Origin of the sequence: Lysinibacillus sp. JNUCC 51 (genome assembly GCF_015999525.1) — a bacterium.
Lineage (GTDB): Bacteria > Bacillota > Bacilli > Bacillales_A > Planococcaceae > Lysinibacillus > Lysinibacillus xylanilyticus.
This window is the reverse complement of the sequence record NZ_CP065545.1, coordinates 2,652,397-2,668,965: the sequence shown is the minus strand read 5'-3', so window position 1 is coordinate 2,668,965 and position 16,569 is coordinate 2,652,397. Positions and strand designations below refer to the sequence as shown.

At 33.9% G+C, this 16,569-nt stretch carries 13 protein-coding genes; 1 reads left to right on the top strand and 12 read right to left on the bottom strand.

The genetic code is table 11. The annotated features are described in order from the left end of the window. Nucleotides 1–70: 70 nt before the first annotated feature. The 4 genes from JNUCC51_RS24820 to JNUCC51_RS12870 form a co-directional block, all read right to left on the bottom strand. Nucleotides 71–337 (bottom strand): GNAT family N-acetyltransferase, encoded by a 267-nt coding sequence (locus JNUCC51_RS24820; RefSeq protein ID WP_443136999.1) that lies wholly within the window; start codon nucleotides 335–337, stop codon nucleotides 71–73. Between the two features lie 357 nt (nucleotides 338–694). After that, on the bottom strand, nucleotides 695–931 hold the full coding sequence (gene tlp / locus JNUCC51_RS12880; RefSeq protein WP_100543426.1) for a small acid-soluble spore protein Tlp: 237 nt from the start codon (nucleotides 929–931) through the stop codon (nucleotides 695–697). Nucleotides 932–1,076: 145 nt separating this feature from the next. Beyond that, the gene (locus JNUCC51_RS12875) at nucleotides 1,077–2,438 is read right to left on the bottom strand and encodes a TraB/GumN family protein (RefSeq protein ID WP_337988383.1); all 1,362 of its coding nucleotides are present in this window, start codon (nucleotides 2,436–2,438) and stop codon (nucleotides 1,077–1,079) included. Nucleotides 2,439–2,677: 239 nt separating this feature from the next. After that, nucleotides 2,678–5,143 (bottom strand): S-layer homology domain-containing protein, encoded by a 2,466-nt coding sequence (locus JNUCC51_RS12870; RefSeq protein WP_337988382.1) that lies wholly within the window; start codon nucleotides 5,141–5,143, stop codon nucleotides 2,678–2,680. Nucleotides 5,144–5,810: 667 nt separating this feature from the next. On the opposite strand from JNUCC51_RS12870, the gene JNUCC51_RS12865 reads away from it, so the two are divergent. Continuing rightward, a complete protein-coding gene (locus JNUCC51_RS12865) occupies nucleotides 5,811–6,323 on the top strand; it encodes a DUF6609 family protein (protein ID WP_337992227.1) in 513 nt (170 codons plus the stop codon). Nucleotides 6,324–6,601: 278 nt separating this feature from the next. Here the strand turns inward: JNUCC51_RS12865 and JNUCC51_RS12860 are convergent, their stop codons facing one another. The 8 genes from JNUCC51_RS12860 to JNUCC51_RS12825 all read right to left on the bottom strand — a co-directional run bounded on the left by JNUCC51_RS12860 (nucleotide 6,602) and on the right by JNUCC51_RS12825 (nucleotide 16,481). Then, entirely contained in the window at nucleotides 6,602–8,041 is a 1,440-nt protein-coding gene (locus tag JNUCC51_RS12860; RefSeq protein WP_337988381.1) for an MDR family MFS transporter, read from the bottom strand. A 509-nt stretch (nucleotides 8,042–8,550) separates the two neighbouring features. Continuing rightward, nucleotides 8,551–8,769, bottom strand: coding sequence for a helix-turn-helix domain-containing protein (locus JNUCC51_RS12855; RefSeq protein ID WP_049662949.1), 219 nt, complete (start codon nucleotides 8,767–8,769; stop codon nucleotides 8,551–8,553). Nucleotides 8,770–8,779: 10 nt separating this feature from the next. After that, nucleotides 8,780–9,265, bottom strand: coding sequence for a DUF2975 domain-containing protein (locus JNUCC51_RS12850; RefSeq protein WP_337988380.1), 486 nt, complete (start codon nucleotides 9,263–9,265; stop codon nucleotides 8,780–8,782). Between the two features lie 406 nt (nucleotides 9,266–9,671). After that, complete coding sequence (locus JNUCC51_RS12845) at nucleotides 9,672–10,121, bottom strand: hypothetical protein (RefSeq protein ID WP_337988379.1); 450 nt, start codon at nucleotides 10,119–10,121, stop codon at nucleotides 9,672–9,674. Between the two features lie 156 nt (nucleotides 10,122–10,277). Continuing rightward, a complete protein-coding gene (locus JNUCC51_RS12840; RefSeq protein WP_337988378.1) occupies nucleotides 10,278–11,744 on the bottom strand; it encodes a toprim domain-containing protein in 1,467 nt (488 codons plus the stop codon). Beyond that, nucleotides 11,713–14,598, bottom strand: a complete 2,886-nt coding sequence (locus tag JNUCC51_RS12835) for an SbcC/MukB-like Walker B domain-containing protein (protein ID WP_337988377.1) — start codon at nucleotides 14,596–14,598, stop codon at nucleotides 11,713–11,715. Before JNUCC51_RS12835 ends, JNUCC51_RS12840 begins: the two co-directional genes overlap by 32 nt. Further along, a complete protein-coding gene (locus tag JNUCC51_RS12830; protein ID WP_337988376.1) occupies nucleotides 14,582–15,235 on the bottom strand; it encodes a hypothetical protein in 654 nt (217 codons plus the stop codon). Before JNUCC51_RS12830 ends, JNUCC51_RS12835 begins: the two co-directional genes overlap by 17 nt. Beyond that, entirely contained in the window at nucleotides 15,228–16,481 is a 1,254-nt protein-coding gene (locus JNUCC51_RS12825) for a hypothetical protein (RefSeq protein ID WP_337988375.1), read from the bottom strand. Before JNUCC51_RS12825 ends, JNUCC51_RS12830 begins: the two co-directional genes overlap by 8 nt. Nucleotides 16,482–16,569 lie beyond the last annotated feature (88 nt).

The following is a 16,569-nucleotide window of genomic DNA, read 5'->3' as shown; positions in this document are numbered from 1 at the left end:
GCAAGGTTCAAATTTTATCGATATTTAATTTTAAAAGGGCAAATTACAGATGTTAGATAGATATATGTATTTAGCTATATTTAATAATACTAATGTAATAGTCTGCTTCCAGAAAGTCCCCGATATATTCCAGACCATTCCTTGAATAAAACTCTTTTAACTTTTCATTTCCAGCCCAACAATCTAAATTTAGTGCTTTTTTTAATCCTTTTACAAAAGAACAAGCAAATTGTGTTATTGAGGAACCAAAATTCCTTCCTTGAAATTCCGGTAATATAGCAATCTGAGATAAATATTTACTTTTTAGCTCTACTGGGAACTCATTGATATTATCTATTTCATTTATACAAAAGGTTCCTATTATTTTTTTATCTACTAATAAAACGTAACAGAAATTATTCTATATTTGATTTGCAATTTTATTGTGATCCCAAGGGTAATCCCATTGGTGTATCCCTTTTTGTCGTAAATCCAAAGTAACGGTATTTAAAATATACAACAATTGCTGTAAGTCCACATGTGTTGATAATCCTTGTTCTAAAATGGAATGTAATAAGTCATTTACACTCATAATAAAAGCAGATGGCAATATAGAGGTCCTTTATAGAACTTCTAAACCATCTGCTTTTGTAGACAAGCACTTTTTATCATTAGAAAGATGAAGATAAGTTAGTTCTTTTTCCTAAATCCCCAACTATACTTCTCCTTTTTTACGTGCCGCCATTTCATCTTTCATTTCTTCTTTTAATCCTTCAATTGACTTTTGACGTCGCTTATTTTTTTCTTTAATCATTTCACTTTGCATAGGGTCTGCAAATTCCAAACTAATTTCCGCTTCATGAAGTTTTTCTTCCGTGTTCTTAACGATATCACGAATTCGTTCAACGTTATTGGATCTATCATCCGGTTTCGATTGTCTTGAATTAGCCACTGTAACCTCCTAAAATTTTGACGTTAAAATTAGTTTGTATTTTTTTTATGTTTATATGTACACTAATTTTTACTAAGAAGAGCGCATTTGCCCTTTTAACCACGTCAAGTGCAGGAGTATGGCTTACAGTGTGACAGTTTTTACTTTATTGATAGAACGGCTTTACTTTATACCCATTTTTATCCAAATAATAGCGAATGCTTTTCTCACCTAAGAAGTGACCTGAACCAACAACAACAAAGTACGTACCTTTTTTCTCTTTAAGTACATTCGTGATTTTCTTTGCCATTTGTTCATCTCGTAAACCAAATAGCATTTCATTGTACTCTGATGGTCCGCCTTTCATCGCTTGGAAGCTTTTTGCAAACTCTTCAACGTTCCCCTGCTTCCAACTTGTAAACCACTCTTGAAGGACTTTGGATTGGTTTTCTTCAGATGGATTGATGATGCTATCCAACACAGCAACTAAAGACTGTTCCTGTGCTTCCAGTGATAATGCGTTAAACATATCAACTTGTGCTTTCATACCTTCTAATTCAATCACTGGCTTTTTCTGCAAATCTGCATTTAATAAAAAGTACATATCAATACCGTGCTTCGTCATTTCTTGTGGCGTCATACCAAAGGAATTATCCATTGCCAGCATAGATAACGTGCTCGACAGCATCCAAGGCTTTTGTAATGTTAGTTGTTCCATAGGGAGACTATATAGCTTTGCAACTTTTTCAAGCTTCGCATATGTTTCTGGAGCAACAGCATCTTTCAGTGTTGAACCATCTGAATACATTGCCTTTTCCACATAATAATCAAGCTCTTTTGTATCTAGAATATTTGCCTCTACTAATAGGGCATCAGCTTTATCGAACGCCTTCACTAGTTTTTGATCGAATGGATATAAGTCCGGTGTACCTAGGTGAATGGAGCCCAGTAAATACACAATCGTATCCTCATCCTCTACTACCCAGGCTACCCCCTTCGCTCCTTGATCTGCAAGTTCATATGTAACCTTAATCAATCGAGAAGCTAGTAGAACAGCCTGTTGCGTCGTTGCCTTATACTCTAACTGCAGTCCGTTTGAATAACCTTGTAATATGTTATGATCTTTCATAAATTTAATGGCATCCGTGCCGACAGGTAAATCATAGCGTGCAACGATATTATACAGGCGCATTACAATATCACCGCGTGTGTTATCGTTCTTCACTATCACTGGCTTATAGTTTTTATTTTCCGCTAAGCCCAGTGAAGCAATTTTCTTTTCCGTTAATGCCAGCAATTCTTTTACCTTGTCCGTAGAAATTTCTTTATGGAAGTCTTCATCATACCATGTAGTTGGATAAATTCCGTATTTTTCACCTTCGACTAAGGTTTCAATAACCCGATTACTTATCGATGGTGATAGTGGAGATGATTGCTCCTCCGCATGAATCATTGGCACCACTGTTGTCAGCATCAATGAAGCGCCAAGCAACGCAGCACTCGTAAGTTTCAATATTTTTTTCATCATATTATCTTCTCCCCCTTGATCTTATTTTCTGAATAAACATCGATTGAAATTATAACATACACCACCGCTCTATTTTATACTAAACATGAAAATATTTACAATTTTGTATCAACCTGAAAAAAACCTCGGAATACTTATCATTTCATATGTAGATTAATCCTGATATAGTGCAAAAAAAAAACCTTGTAGAGATATCTCCACAAGGCTTTTCTAATTGAAAGGTTTACATTACAAACTTATTAGTTTGAAACAGAACCGTCTTTAACTTTATTGTTATTCGCATCAACTAGGTTAGTTGATTTGAACTCAACTACAATGCTATCTGTTGTAGCAAAATCATCTTTAGTTGTCACAGTAAGTTTACCACCAGTAACAGTAGCAGTAGTAGGTTTTACAGTTGAACCAGCAATCTTAACTGTTAAACCTGTTACAGTAGCTTGGTCAGTAATACTTTCAGTGAAGTCTACGATAAATGTTTTGCTATCTTTTACAGTTACTTTAGAAGCTACAGGTGCAACATTTTCTTTAAGTGTTACTGTAGTTGTAGCTTTACCATTTTTAAGTGTGTTCCCTTTTGTATCTACAACATTTTTAGCTTCAAGTACATAAGGACCATTAGCAATGATAGAGCCTTCTGGTAAAGTGAATCTTACTTTCTTAGTACCATCTACAAATTGAAGTTGAGTTCCTGCTGGAAGTTCTTTTCCTCCAAGTGTGTAGTTAGCAGCTGTTGTTGCTGTTGCAGTCACATCTGCAGCGTATTCAACAGTAAATACATTGTTATCTGTTACCACAACTGGTGTTGCTCCAAATACTAATGAATCTGTAGTTGTTTCAGGTTTAGATTCGAACGTTCCAGTTGTAACATTGAATGTAATTGTATCTGCAGTCACATTGCCAGCCATATCTTTAACTGCTTTAGCAGATAATTCAAATGTATATGTTGAATTGCTATCTAAATCAATGTCAACTTTCACTGTGTTTTTCTCAGCACCCTCAATTTTACCGTTACCATCCACGTCGAAACCAGCATCAGCTTTTACCGCTGTTGTTTTCCCAGCAGTGTAAGCAATACCATTTTGAGTTTTAAGAGTTAATTTTCCATCTACTGTTACAGGTTCACTGAAAGTAAGGTATAAAGCATCTACGTCTTTAGTAGAATTCACATCATCAGCTACTAACATTTTAGAAGAAGCTGTTACAAGTGTAGCAGGAGTTAAATCCTTAGATAGAGTAGCATTGAACTCAAATGCATCTCCCTCGTTACCAGCTAAATCTTTGTACCCTTTAACTACTTTAATGTCTGCATTAATAAATGAATTTGTACCTAATGCATCTTTTGCATCAATAGTGAATACTGTTTTATCTTCAGCATCTTTAATCTCTTTATCTGTTAAGAAGAAAGTAGTTTCTCCAACAGTTACTTTTGCATACGCTTCAGTTCCATCAATGTTTTGTTTCTTTAATTCTTCTGAGAAATCAAAAGTGATTTCTGTACCGTTCACTGCTGTAGAAACAGTTGGTTTTGAACTATCAACGTCAGCTTTAGCAACTGTGAAGTTAACAGCAATTGGGTTAGCAATATTGTTAGCGAAGTCAATTGCGCCAACAACGTCCACTTTATAAGTTTGTTCAGCAGTTAAGCCTTTGATTTTTAATGTTTTACCAGCTAATTCATAGCGATCTTTTGAAAGCTCAACACCATTTAAGCTTACTGTTCCTGCGCTTTGTACAGGCTCATCGAAAGTGATTACTGCTTCAGTACCTTTTGCTTCAACAGAATTAACGCTTACAGGAGTTGTGTCTGCAAATGTTAGTAATTTGTTAAACTCTTCAGTTAGAACTTTAGCATCTGCTTTCGTTTTGATTGGTTTTACAGTAACTTTATCATTAGTTAATTTTAACTCTTTATCAGTTGTTAAAATAACAGTCATACCGTCTTCAGATACTGTTGCTTTCGTGATAGCTACACCTGTGATAGCATAGTTTGTTGTCAATTCAGCGTCTTTTTTATCAACAGCTGTGTTGAACTTTACTTCAAGTTCCTTCGCATTAAGTCCTTTTACAGATGCTACAGCTGGTGTTACATTTGTAACTGCATCAATTGTACGTTTTACCATAGTGGCAAATTCTTCACGGCTAATTTTATCTTGTGGTGCTAATAATGAACCTTTACCGTTGATTACTCCGTTTTCAACAGCTGTTTCTAAGTAAGATACAGCCCATTTAGAAGCATTAGAAGCATCTGAGAATTGGCTAAGATCTGCTTTACCTGTTAATTGGTAACCTTGCACGATAACTTTAGCAGCTTGTTCTCTTGTTAATTGAGCTTTAGGTTCAAATTTACCATTGCCCATACCGTCAAATAATTCTGGTGAAGTTGCAAGCACTGCGTTGTAGAACCAGTCATTTTCATTTACATCAGAAAAATCTTCTGTTCCTGTAGGTTTTAAATCTAATGCTTTTGATAAAATTTCAGCAGCTTCTGCACGATTAAGAGTGCCAGCTGGGTTGAAGTTTCCTTTTTCATCGCCTTGGATGAAACCTTTGTCAGTTAAAAATTGTACAGCTTCTTTTGCCCAAGATGAAATGCTATCTGCATCTTTAAATTCAGCAGCTGATGCTACTGGTACGATTGCTGATGCTACTAGAGCTGCTGTAGCTGTAGCTGCGAAAAATTTACGACCTTTGTTTTGCTTTGCCATTATTTTATTCCTCCAGAACTTTAGTAAAATTAAATTATTCTGCGAAAACAATATTATCGCTCTATTAATTTTTAAAATATGTATAATAAGTTTTCGAAAATAATATATTTATTACAAAAAAAATTATATGTAAAGCTATCTTCCAAACTTACCAGGGCTATATTTCCCAATCAAATTTTGCTTTACAATACAATGATATTACTATAATTCCAATAAATAAATGCTAAAAATAAGGTAATGTTAACACACCATTGGTTAGTTAGGTAATTTATTCCTAATATATTAGTGCTAATTATACATAACATCCAGTAAATAGTAGATAATTTTATGTAGAAGGTGAGACTGAAGATTAATTAACGAAAGATTTAAAAATATCACAGCAAGGGGTGAATAGATGAAAACGAAACATGTTGAAGCGATTATATCAAACGATGAATTAGCAAAGTTAATTACTTTAGCTAAAAGTGGAGGGTCGTTTGGATTTTGAAATATAGTATTGTTAAAAATATCTTATGAACCATATTATTTATCGAAGAAAAGGATAACTTTTTAAAACCAATATATTTCTCACTTCGACAGATTGCGACAAAAAAATCCATTTCAGTCTGATATATTATTCTAGAAATCTATTATTCGAGGATAAAGAGAATAGAGAATGGAGAATAGTATGGAAACACACGATTACAAATACCCTAGACAAAAGATTAATGGGATTTGGCTAATAATTGCTGGCATTGCAATGTTCTTACTGTTAATTAAATATAATGGCTATCCAAATATTTGGCCCTTTACCATTGCTTATGTACTAGGTATGATTTGGCAATTAAACCCTAAAACCAGGGAGAAGTTAGCAGTCGGTCCTGGTACAATAGAACAAAAAAAGTGGTCTAATTTTTCAATTTTTTTATTAGCCATTTTAGTTTTTATTAGTTTTCAATTTTTTGCCGATGATTATAGAACTTGCTGGCTATTAATTATTTTAGCTGTCGGCGTTCATTTCTTACCTTTTATTCCGGTACATGGGAAATTAATGCTCTTTCTATCAATCGGTTTAATAATCAATGCATTAATAGGATTAATTATTACTAACGTAAGTCTAGATGTCTTTTTTGTAATAGATGGCCTAATAAAGATTTTATTTGGTAGTATTTTTATTAAGTTAAGTCCTACTAATTTTTAAAATATGAGGATTCCGCTTTCATAGTGACCCTTACAACAAATAAAAGAATCCATTTTGAAAAAAGATAAAATGGATTCTTTTCTGTTTATGTAATTTTTCCTACATTAAAGCCCAGTTGACCCTTACTATTTGGTCTTGATTTGCGGTAACTGGGTTGAGCTTAACACCTGCGTATATAAAAAATACCCCCTTAGATAAACAAATTTTATTTTTTAAACTGTCCACCTAATAGGGAGCATATTAATCTCTTCATAGCCTATTTTTATAGTAATTACTTTTTATTGTTCACTATTTTGTGTGGATGGCTTTAATAACAACCAAACAATTACTAAAGTTGCCAGTGCTAATATAAAAGTACTCATATATATGGAATGTACACTTGAAGCTAATGCCTCTTGTGATTTGGTTACTACGTTTGCTGTAGTTCCTTCATGTCCACCAGAAGTTACAAGATCAAGATTTTTAATACCGTGTGCATGAATCATCGTGTTGAAAACCGCCCCGAAAACTGCAGCACCTAATGTTTGACTAAACGTATTGATAAATGTGTTTAAGCCAATTGCTGTCCCACGCGTATGACTTGGAACAGACGATTGAATTGTTACCATGTAAATAGGTACAATAAGCCCCATCCCTAAGCCGAATAATCCGACTGCAACATAAATAAGGAATGCTGGGGACTCTGTTGACAATGAAAATAGCGAAAAGGTAGCTACTGATAGAACGCTTGCTCCAAGTAGAATGATTTGTTTCGTTTTTAAGTTACCAACTAACTTACCAGAAAAAATAGTGCCAAATGTCCACATAACAGGAAGTGGCATTAAAATGAGTCCGGCGTCTGTCGCATTTTTCCCTAGTACACCTTGGCTCCAAATTGGAAGATACATTGTAATACTAATAATCATTGCACCAGAAATAAGAGTTAGTATGTTTATAATAGATAATGTACGGTTAGAGAAAAGCGCCAGCGGAATTAATGGTTCCGGAGATTTTTTCTCAATAAATAAGAAAATAATGAATGAGACAGCTGCAAAGATTAAGAGACTAATAATTGTAATGTCCCCCCAATTTTGCTTACTGCTACCTGTTAATAACGCGTAAAGTAGAGCGATTGTACTTAATGAGAATACTGTTGCACCAAGATAGTCGATATGATGCTTAGCAGGCTCCATAGATTCTTTATAATAAATTACGATCATCAAGCAAGCGATAATTCCAAATGGAACGTTTAAGAAGAAGATGTAGCGCCAAGAAAGAGAATCAACTAAAAATCCTCCAACTAATGGTCCGATTACACCAGAAACGCCCCAAACAGCACTAATCCAACCCTGTGCTTTTGCACGGTCTTTCACTTCGCTATATAAGTCACCAATGATTGTCATTGTTATTGGCATAATAGCGCCAGCACCTAGACCTTGAAGGGCACGAAAGACGATGAGCTGTTCCATTGATGTCACAACACCGCAAAGTGCAGAGCCGACTAAGAATATTGTAGCTCCGATAAGTAAAACTTTTTTACGACCGAATAAATCAGCCAGTTTCCCGTATATTGGCGTCGAAACAGCTGTAGCAAGCATATAAATTGCATATACCCAACTTACAAGTTCGACACCTGACAAATCACTCGTTATACGGGGGATTGCTGTACTAATAATTGTTCCTTCTACAGCAGAAAGAAATGTCATTAACATTAATGATAAAATAACTTTTTTCCTCATATTTTTCCCCTTTACTTCAATACATATCAATTATGCCTCGGCATAATTGCGTCCCGGAATCGGCTTTGTGCTTAGGCTTAACGCAGCGGTAACAACAGATGTTTTTTGCGCGAAAGCGTAGCGACAGCGACAGATGTTTTTTGCGCAAAAGCGTAGCGACAGCGACAGATGTTTTTTGCGCGAAAGCGTAGCGGCAGCGGCAACACAGCTCCGATGCAGGTCAGTTAGCCGTTGTCGCATGAATGCGATGATTTTAGGCTACCTTCCTTTAAGAACTCCTTTCCGATCCCATGACATCCGCCGGAAAGACTTGTAACTGCCGTTTCACTTACTTCCTTCCTAAAAGCCAATACTTAGAAATATATCACAAAGGATGTTGGTTTAGATAAAAAGTTTTATTATTAACTACTCTAAATATCAATAACACCTCCTAATTTATGACTTTTAGAAAAGCAAAAATAACCTCTTAAGGGCAAGACCCAAAGAGGTTAAAGAAATTAGTTGTCTTTTTATTGAGTGTCTTCGTCACCTTTGTACTCTAAAATATCGCCTGGCTGACAATCCAAAGTCTTACATATCGCTTCTAATGTTGAAAAACGAACCGCTTTTGCTTTCCCATTTTTCAGAATAGAAAGATTCGCCATAGTAATTCCAACCCTTTCCGAAAGCTCCGTTACGCTCATTTTTCGTTTTGCTAACATCACATCGATATTAATAATAATTGCCATATCATCCACCTCAGACCGTCAAATCATTTTCTGATTTTATATTTATCGCTTCTTGTAGAAGCCGTTGGAGAATAGCAGCAAAGACAGCGATAATCAACGAAGCAAAAATGATGATGAATCCCATTATTCCAATAGGAGGATCAACTTTTTTCGCTATAAAATGGAAGAGTGGCAGACCTAATACATACAAACCACTAATTATGATCGCACAGGCCTTTATGTTCTTTAACGACTTTACAGATAATTCCGAGAACGCTGTGTTCTCGTCAATGTACCGTAAAAGATTAAAAGCCTGATAGAGAGCAAAGTAAAAAGGCACAGCCGATCCATACATCACGATGAAAATGAGATATTTCATTGGGGCAATATTTGGATACAAATTTGATGCAAAATTCGCCAAATTGGGTACTAAAAATATACATAAAGCAAGAACTGCAATTCCAGCCAGAAAAATAATTACCTTTAAAAAAGTTGTTGAACCTCGTTTAACATTCATATTAAGCACCTCACTTATTTAATAACATAATAAATTTAACACATCATTTATCGTTTTGCGATAAATACGTATTGTTTTTAATTATATTATTACTGTTACTTATATATCCTTTTGATTTTGACATTCATTAAAATATTCGCAATAAAAAACTCGACCCATGGGGAATGGATCGAGTCATAAGTTTGTTTTTATTTATTCGACTTTCATTTATATAGTTGAATTCCAGTATTCGACTATCATTCGACACACAAGCGATGTGAATTATAATTAATGCTTTCACTAAATAGGTATGTATTTACCTCTTTTTATAATATAAGTTTGTCATATTTTATAATTACTATTGTCATTATCCGAATAAATTATAATAATAGCTGTCATAAACCATTTCTATTGATCCTCCTGAAATTCAGCTATTGTCTTTCTTATTTAATTGCCCTAGTCCTTTATAAATCCCTTGGCCAGTTTTTAGAGTCTTTACAGAAATACCAAGATTTTGACTAAGAAGGATCATATCAACTTCCCCATATTCTTTGTAAATTTCTATAATTACCCTTACTAAATTCATTCTCCTTATCTCCTTTTGTTTAGATTTACTTTCCTTAACTAAATTTGAAATCTGCTCAGCAATATCAGGAAAATTTCTCTTTATATAATTTGGAGATCTGCCAATGGATTTATATATTTCGCGGGCAAATATTTGCTGTTCACTATCCTTCTTATTATTAATAAAAGCAACTATGTATTCAATAATAGTCGCTTTTTCCTCATTTTTATCTAATGAAACTTTTGAATATTTTTTATTTATTATTTCCTTATTTAAATTATGATATCGTAGTTCTGCCTCTGTGATATTCAATGTAGCTGCAACTTCCTTTACTGAAAGTTTCTTGTCAATTATGCCCTAACTCGCAACTTTAAAAATTTAGCAGTGTCGCCATAATAAAGGCTTGAAAAAAGACAAATAGAAAGAGCATGTTTTAACAAAGAATTGAATAAAACATGCTCAAATTAATTAGTATAGTGAGATTGATTCTGTTAAAAGACATTTGCAAAAATCCTTTTTCGCTAATTTAGAAAACAAAATTTCTTGTTCAGCTTTTTTGCCTTCCGCTTTCATTTTTTTTAGAACTTTACTGATTTTATCCTGTAATCCCCCTTGATTTAGCAATTTATTTATCGCATCGATATCATACGGCTCCAATGGTTTATAAATACCTACTTGCTCGAAAAATTCCTCTGTAAATCCAAACAAATAGATTGAAACTTCTTGTCCCTTTAGTTTCCTACATATATCCTGAGCAATCAGCAAGCCATAAGGATCAAGGTCAGGCCATATAAATATTTCTTTTAATCCTAAGTCACAAGCTTGATAAACCAAGCTCACCTCTTGTGAGGATACAAATCCACTTCCTAATAAAATCGACCATTTCTTATTAAGTAGCAGCTTACTTTTAATTATAGAAAAATACAAATCAGGATTTTCGATAATAAGCATAGAGGATGACATCCAACTAATTAACTTCATCTCGTTAATCATATCCCGTGGAAAAGCAATATAGTCTTTAAACGCAAGACTGGAAGCACTATGTCCTTCATATTTCCAAGTACACTCCCCTGACAATACTACTTCAGATCTTTCAGAGATTATTCCAAATTCCTCAAGTTTCGTTCCGAAAAGTTGTTGGATTCTCTTTTTGTCATTCAATTGAATTACTTTAGTATCACCAAAAACTCTCTGTGAAAATATTTTCCAGTATTCTTTTCTATGTTGCTCTGCATTTTCGTATAGACCATATAAAATTTTAATAAACTTATAATATCCTTTACGTGCAGATGATGAAACGATCTGATTTCCTAGTTCATCTATAATTATTGCTTCACTATCCTGTGTTAAAAATTTTTTTTGCTCAAGCAAGATTTTATAGAGTTTTTCACCATGCAACGTCTTCGGAGGAGAGAGAGAAAGAAAAGGATTAGACATCCAGATTGGTATGTCCAATGTAGTCTTTCCAATAAACTTATAAATATCATCAACGTATTTCTCGTGATATTTGATCTGCTTAATTTTCCATGCTAAAGTTACCTTTTCCTCTTTAAAAATCAAAATGCCATTCAAGTGAAGTTTCTCCATTGTACTATCAAGAAGAACGAATGGATAACTTTGTAATAACTTTTTCCTTAACAGGACCCATCGTTTATTATTATTTCCTTTTATTAGCTCAGACAGCAGATTAACAGCTACAGGTAGTTCATCTTCGTTCAACAAGTCCTTTATATTGCTGTGAAACACTCGTATACCATACGTCTGTCTTTCTTTAGGAATTAACACGTTTTGTTTATGACATTTTCTACACTCCGACCATCGCCTACGAGTACTTACAAAAAAATCACCAGTCTTTTCATACTCTAACCACTCATTCCTTTGAAAGAATGAGTGGTTACAAGAATTAAATGGCGTCGCGTTTTGCAAGATACTCATCATTTATCACTCCATACGTAATAGGTGGTGCAACCTCTTCCGATACCCGTTTAGGTCTGAAATTAATTTGCATATCAACCCAGGGCATAAGTAATTTCACATTTTCAGAATAAGGCATCGCAATGAAAAATTGAACTCCAGTTTTTCGTAAAAAGTCTCCAGCGACATTAATACGTTCTTGATCTAAATGTGCAAAAGGTTCATCTAAAATCATAAAGCTTAAACCACCATCAGAGCGGATAGCAGCAAACGTCAATAATAATGATGCGATTGCTTTCTGTCCACCACTTAATTTTGATTTATCACGATAACTCTTCATCTCTTTACCATGGAACCCTATTCGATAATCAACCTTCCACTTTTCTTCCCCAATATGAAAGGCTCGAAGATCTGCTTGGATATTTGTTTCTTTTGAAAGTTCATGTAACGATTTTCGAATGTTCGAAAATACTTCATTGACCATGATGTGATACTCTTGTTCAGCTAGAGTGTGTTTCTTTGATAAATCCCCTAAGTTTTCCTGTACTTTTATTATTTCATCTCTATGATTCTGTAGCACTTTTTGATGTTGCTTATATTTTTGTTCTAATTGAATCATTTTCAGTTCCTCACCTGGAGGAATGAAATCTGAACTCGAAATTGTTCGAAGCATCTCAATGCGTTCCTTTAATTCATTGATTGTTTGATTATAGAATTCGCTTGTAGCAATGCTCTCAATATACTCTTCATTTTTTGTACACTCCATTTGTTCTGAAGTAAGTTGTTCTTCAGATTGAGTTAATGCAAACTTTGCTTTATTTACTTTTTCTTCTGTCTGATTTATTTCACGAGACAGATTATCTTTTTTTGTGCTTTTCTCTGAAATGTTCTCTTCTACCCTACTTATATTACTTCGAAGTGTTATGATATTTTGGAAAACTTCCTCCTCAATCATATTATTAAGCTCAATGCCCTCTACTGCATTATTTATCTTTTCTTGAACATTTAGCGTCTTCTTTGATAAATCTTGAAGCTCTTGTCTTTTCGACGAAACAAGTCGAACATGTCTTTGGATTTCTACAACTTCTTGCATTTCCTTTAGGCTGACTTTAGCTTTAATCACTCTTTCTTTTTTTTGTTTCCATTCAGGCATTAATTGTTTAAGCTTACTTTTTGCTTCTTCTATTTGTACATTGTAAGCTTCTTTACCACAATAAGTTCCATTTGCCTTTATAGATCGGCCACCACGTTCTATCACTATATATGGATACGGTCGATTTAAAATAGCACTTTTGTCCTTTTTTACCCAGTCATACGCTTCTTCCATTGTGTCACAAATCATATAATGTTCGAACTTCTTCAAATATCCTATTATTCGTTTATCAAGTATTTTTACTTTATTTAATATCGATTTTTCATGAACTTTAATTGGCGTTGAGTTAAATGGAGATACCCAAAATGGATACTTTTGCTGTTGTGCAAACTTCATTACGTTTACTAAATCTTTATTAGAAACTGTTATAGTGAATCGCTCTGAACCCAGTAAAGCCTCAATTGTTTGACGCCACGATTCATCTAGTATTTCAATGTAATCAGCTATTAAAAGATAATCAACCCCATTTATTTTTAACGAGTCAATCATCTGTTGTACAACCTTTGGGTACTCGATAGCTCCTTGCTCTTCTAGTCTTATAATCTTTTGCTCATATGCTTCTTTTTCAATATTAATATTGTTCCATACCCCAGCTGCTTCCTCGTATTCATTTTCTGTTGCAATTTCTTTAGCTTGTAGCTCACTTTCATCAATGAGTTCTATTTTTTCATATTTTTTTAAAAAAACTGCTATTTCATTTAAGTTTACTTTTAATTCAGAAAGTTCTAATTCGAAGTCCGTTCTTTGTTTATGAAGAAAATTAAGTTCAGCTTTTACACCCTTACGTTTATCCTCTATAATAGGCACTTCGTCTTCATACTTTTGTTTTTCATCCGTAAATAAATGTATATCATAACTTAATTGTTTGAACTGATCCTGCATTTCCATAAAACTAAATGTTAATTTTTCAACATCCTCTAAGCATTTCATATAATGTGAAATTGGAAGATCATATTCATACTGTTGTATTTGCTTTGTAGATTCATTAATTTGCTTACACCGTTCAATTCTATGTTGCAATTGACGAACTCTAGCTTCCTCAAGTTCTTTTTGTTCTGAAAGTGCTTGGAATTGTTGCTGTTGTTCATTGATTCTTATTTTAATATTATTAAATTCTTCAATTCTTTCTTGCTCCCCACAAATATCTAGTAAATAACTACCTAAACCTTCTTCATCCTTTTTAAGTACTTCCTCCGTGTTACCTTGGCTTAGACTAAATGATCGAATAAGAGCCTTTGAGATACCAACCTCTTGAAACTGTTTATGAAACTGTTCTACTTCTAACCAACGAAGTGTTTGTTTTAGATCTTTCTCTAAATCAAATTCTCCATCGTTTATATAGTAGTCTCGTTTCACATTTGGGTCATTGAGTGTAAGCCGACAAATTACTGTTACTATGTCTTGTTTTTTCCCAATAGGCTCAAATGGTCTCATGTTATAAGCCCATTGTAAACTATTATCAAATCTTCCCAACACATAGATTTCAAAAACATCTTCTCTTTCAAAAAATGTTCGTAAACTGTGACCATTATCAAATTTTAAAGCACCAAAAATTAGACGAATCATATTATTAAAAGTAGTTTTTCCAGAACCATTTTCCCCCACTCCGGCAGTGATTCCTTCATGTAAAATTACTTCCTGTCTAGGAAAATAAGAGAATCCCTCAGCTTCGATACTTAGTAATCGAATAGGAGCGTACCTTCTTCTAGTTTGTGCTAGCATAATCATCACCTCCAACCTCTCGACTTACGATTTCTTCTAATCCACTATACGTTTCTTCCACATCTACTTTCTTGTCCTCATTTTCTAAAATTAAAAAGTCTATTACCTTGTCCTTCACCAAGTCATACATTGTGACCGGATTAATTGCAGTGCTGAGACGAGGACCTGCTTTTATAGCATTCTTTCTTCCCCACATAGTCTGTATAAAGTTGTATTGACGTAGCAAAGTAAGAGTTCTACGTAAATTCTGACGGCTGCCAATATTCTTCTTAAAATTCTCATAAAGTTGTTCCTCAGTCACAAAAGATTCTTCTTGTAAATCTTTACTCATAGTTGAGTCTATTCTGGGTAGAATCAAATAACACCATAAAATTGCAATCATTGCCTTAGCTTGGACAGTCAAACCTTTACCTAATTCTCCTTCAACTAATTCTTGCAATGACCTTATTTGTTGCTTTAATCGGGCATCATAGCAATTTGATATTGGGTCATCTACAAACTCATACCCCGCATGATAAAGTCGCTCTATGACCTTCTCTTTAAGGACTAAATTGTATTTTAATTGTGGAATAATGTCCCTAGGACATGCACCAGTTGTTAATTTTGCACATATTTCATCAGGTGTATACTCAATCATCATAATCCCTCCGTTTTATAATCCCTTTTGATAAAGTTGAAAATAATTGGTTATCATATGTGTCTGTCTGTAAGGATGTATTTAGTGTAAATAATTCGACACCGTATTTATTTGAAAGTACTTTTTCATCTAAAAAGCATAAGGATGCTAAATACATAAAGCCATCAACCTTTGTTTTCTGTGATAATAGCATTTTATCTAAAGATACCTCTGTGGATTCTGATAAAGCTTTTCCGATTGCTTCTTCAACTCTATGAAGATATGGTCGTTCACCTTGCTCTAGCTCTATGCTTCGATACCCCTTAACTAGAGGACTTATTTTTCTATCCTTGACCTTCCTTTTAAGTGATAGAAACACATTTAGAGATGTAACAATATCATTCTCATCAACCCATTTGGCATTTGATGGTGCAAATCCTACAGGATCAATTAGCTCACTTAGTATAGAAAAGTTAGATTTATATAGAAAACGCTCAACATCCTGCCTTGTAAATACACTTTCTCCTAATATTGTTGCTTCGATTAAATATTTTTTTCTAATATTAAGAAGCTCTAAAATCTCACTTTTTGTCTGTAACAATACAGTAATTGAACTTCTATCAGACTCATTAAAAGGAATCCCCTTCAATTTTTTCTTATCATTTAATTCTTTTAATCGATTAATAAACTCTTTAATAACTTCTAAGAAATCACTCATTTTTTTCGAAGTTTCCAAAATTCGTTCCGTATTTTTAGAAGTAATTGAAGCTTTTATTTCATCTATACATCTCCGCAAACCGTTCAAGGCCTGGTCTCGTAGAAATTCTGTTGACTCCATATCTAAATTCATTGACTCAGCAGCATTAAAAATTTGATTTAATGCAAATTGAAACGCCATCTCATCCATCTCGTCACCTTTATACAGAAATGGGAGAAAACGAATAAACAACAACCCTGGTTTCGAGAGTGAATAATGTAAGCTACCCTCTTCGCGAATGAACCAATTACTGTTTATAAGACTATTCAAAATGGAGCTAACAATTTTCTTTGGATAAAGCGGAAACATAGCTTCCATTTCTGCTCTTGTGAAAGATGTTTTATTAATGTCTCTCGATAGCTGCAACAAAACAAATAGCTTATGAGAAAACAACTGTTTTGAGCTGGTTACATGGCTTAATAATTCATATAAATATAAAAACCCCTCTATATGCGAAACCTTTGGAAGCTCAACACCCTCCCATGATTCCAAACCAATTTCTTCAGACAAAGATATCCCCCCTGCAATTTATTTTATTGTTATCAAGATAGACAAATCTAAAAAGTTCTATACTTCAAAGCCCAAACTTTCAAAATTT

Coding starts and splice junctions, on each gene's coding strand:
- JNUCC51_RS12830 (WP_337988376.1), bottom strand. CDS start 15,235: ATGATTGAGTATACACCTGATGAAATATGTGCAAAATTAACAACTGGT.
- JNUCC51_RS12835 (WP_337988377.1), bottom strand. CDS start 14,598: ATGCTAGCACAAACTAGAAGAAGGTACGCTCCTATTCGATTACTAAGT.
- JNUCC51_RS12840 (WP_337988378.1), bottom strand. CDS start 11,744: ATGAGTATCTTGCAAAACGCGACGCCATTTAATTCTTGTAACCACTCA.
- JNUCC51_RS12850 (WP_337988380.1), bottom strand. CDS start 9,265: ATGAATGTTAAACGAGGTTCAACAACTTTTTTAAAGGTAATTATTTTT.
- JNUCC51_RS12865 (WP_337992227.1), top strand. CDS start 5,811: ATGGAAACACACGATTACAAATACCCTAGACAAAAGATTAATGGGATT.
- JNUCC51_RS12870 (WP_337988382.1), bottom strand. CDS start 5,143: ATGGCAAAGCAAAACAAAGGTCGTAAATTTTTCGCAGCTACAGCTACA.
- JNUCC51_RS12855 (WP_049662949.1), bottom strand. CDS start 8,769: ATGGCAATTATTATTAATATCGATGTGATGTTAGCAAAACGAAAAATG.
- JNUCC51_RS12860 (WP_337988381.1), bottom strand. CDS start 8,041: ATGAGGAAAAAAGTTATTTTATCATTAATGTTAATGACATTTCTTTCT.
- JNUCC51_RS12875 (WP_337988383.1), bottom strand. CDS start 2,438: ATGATGAAAAAAATATTGAAACTTACGAGTGCTGCGTTGCTTGGCGCT.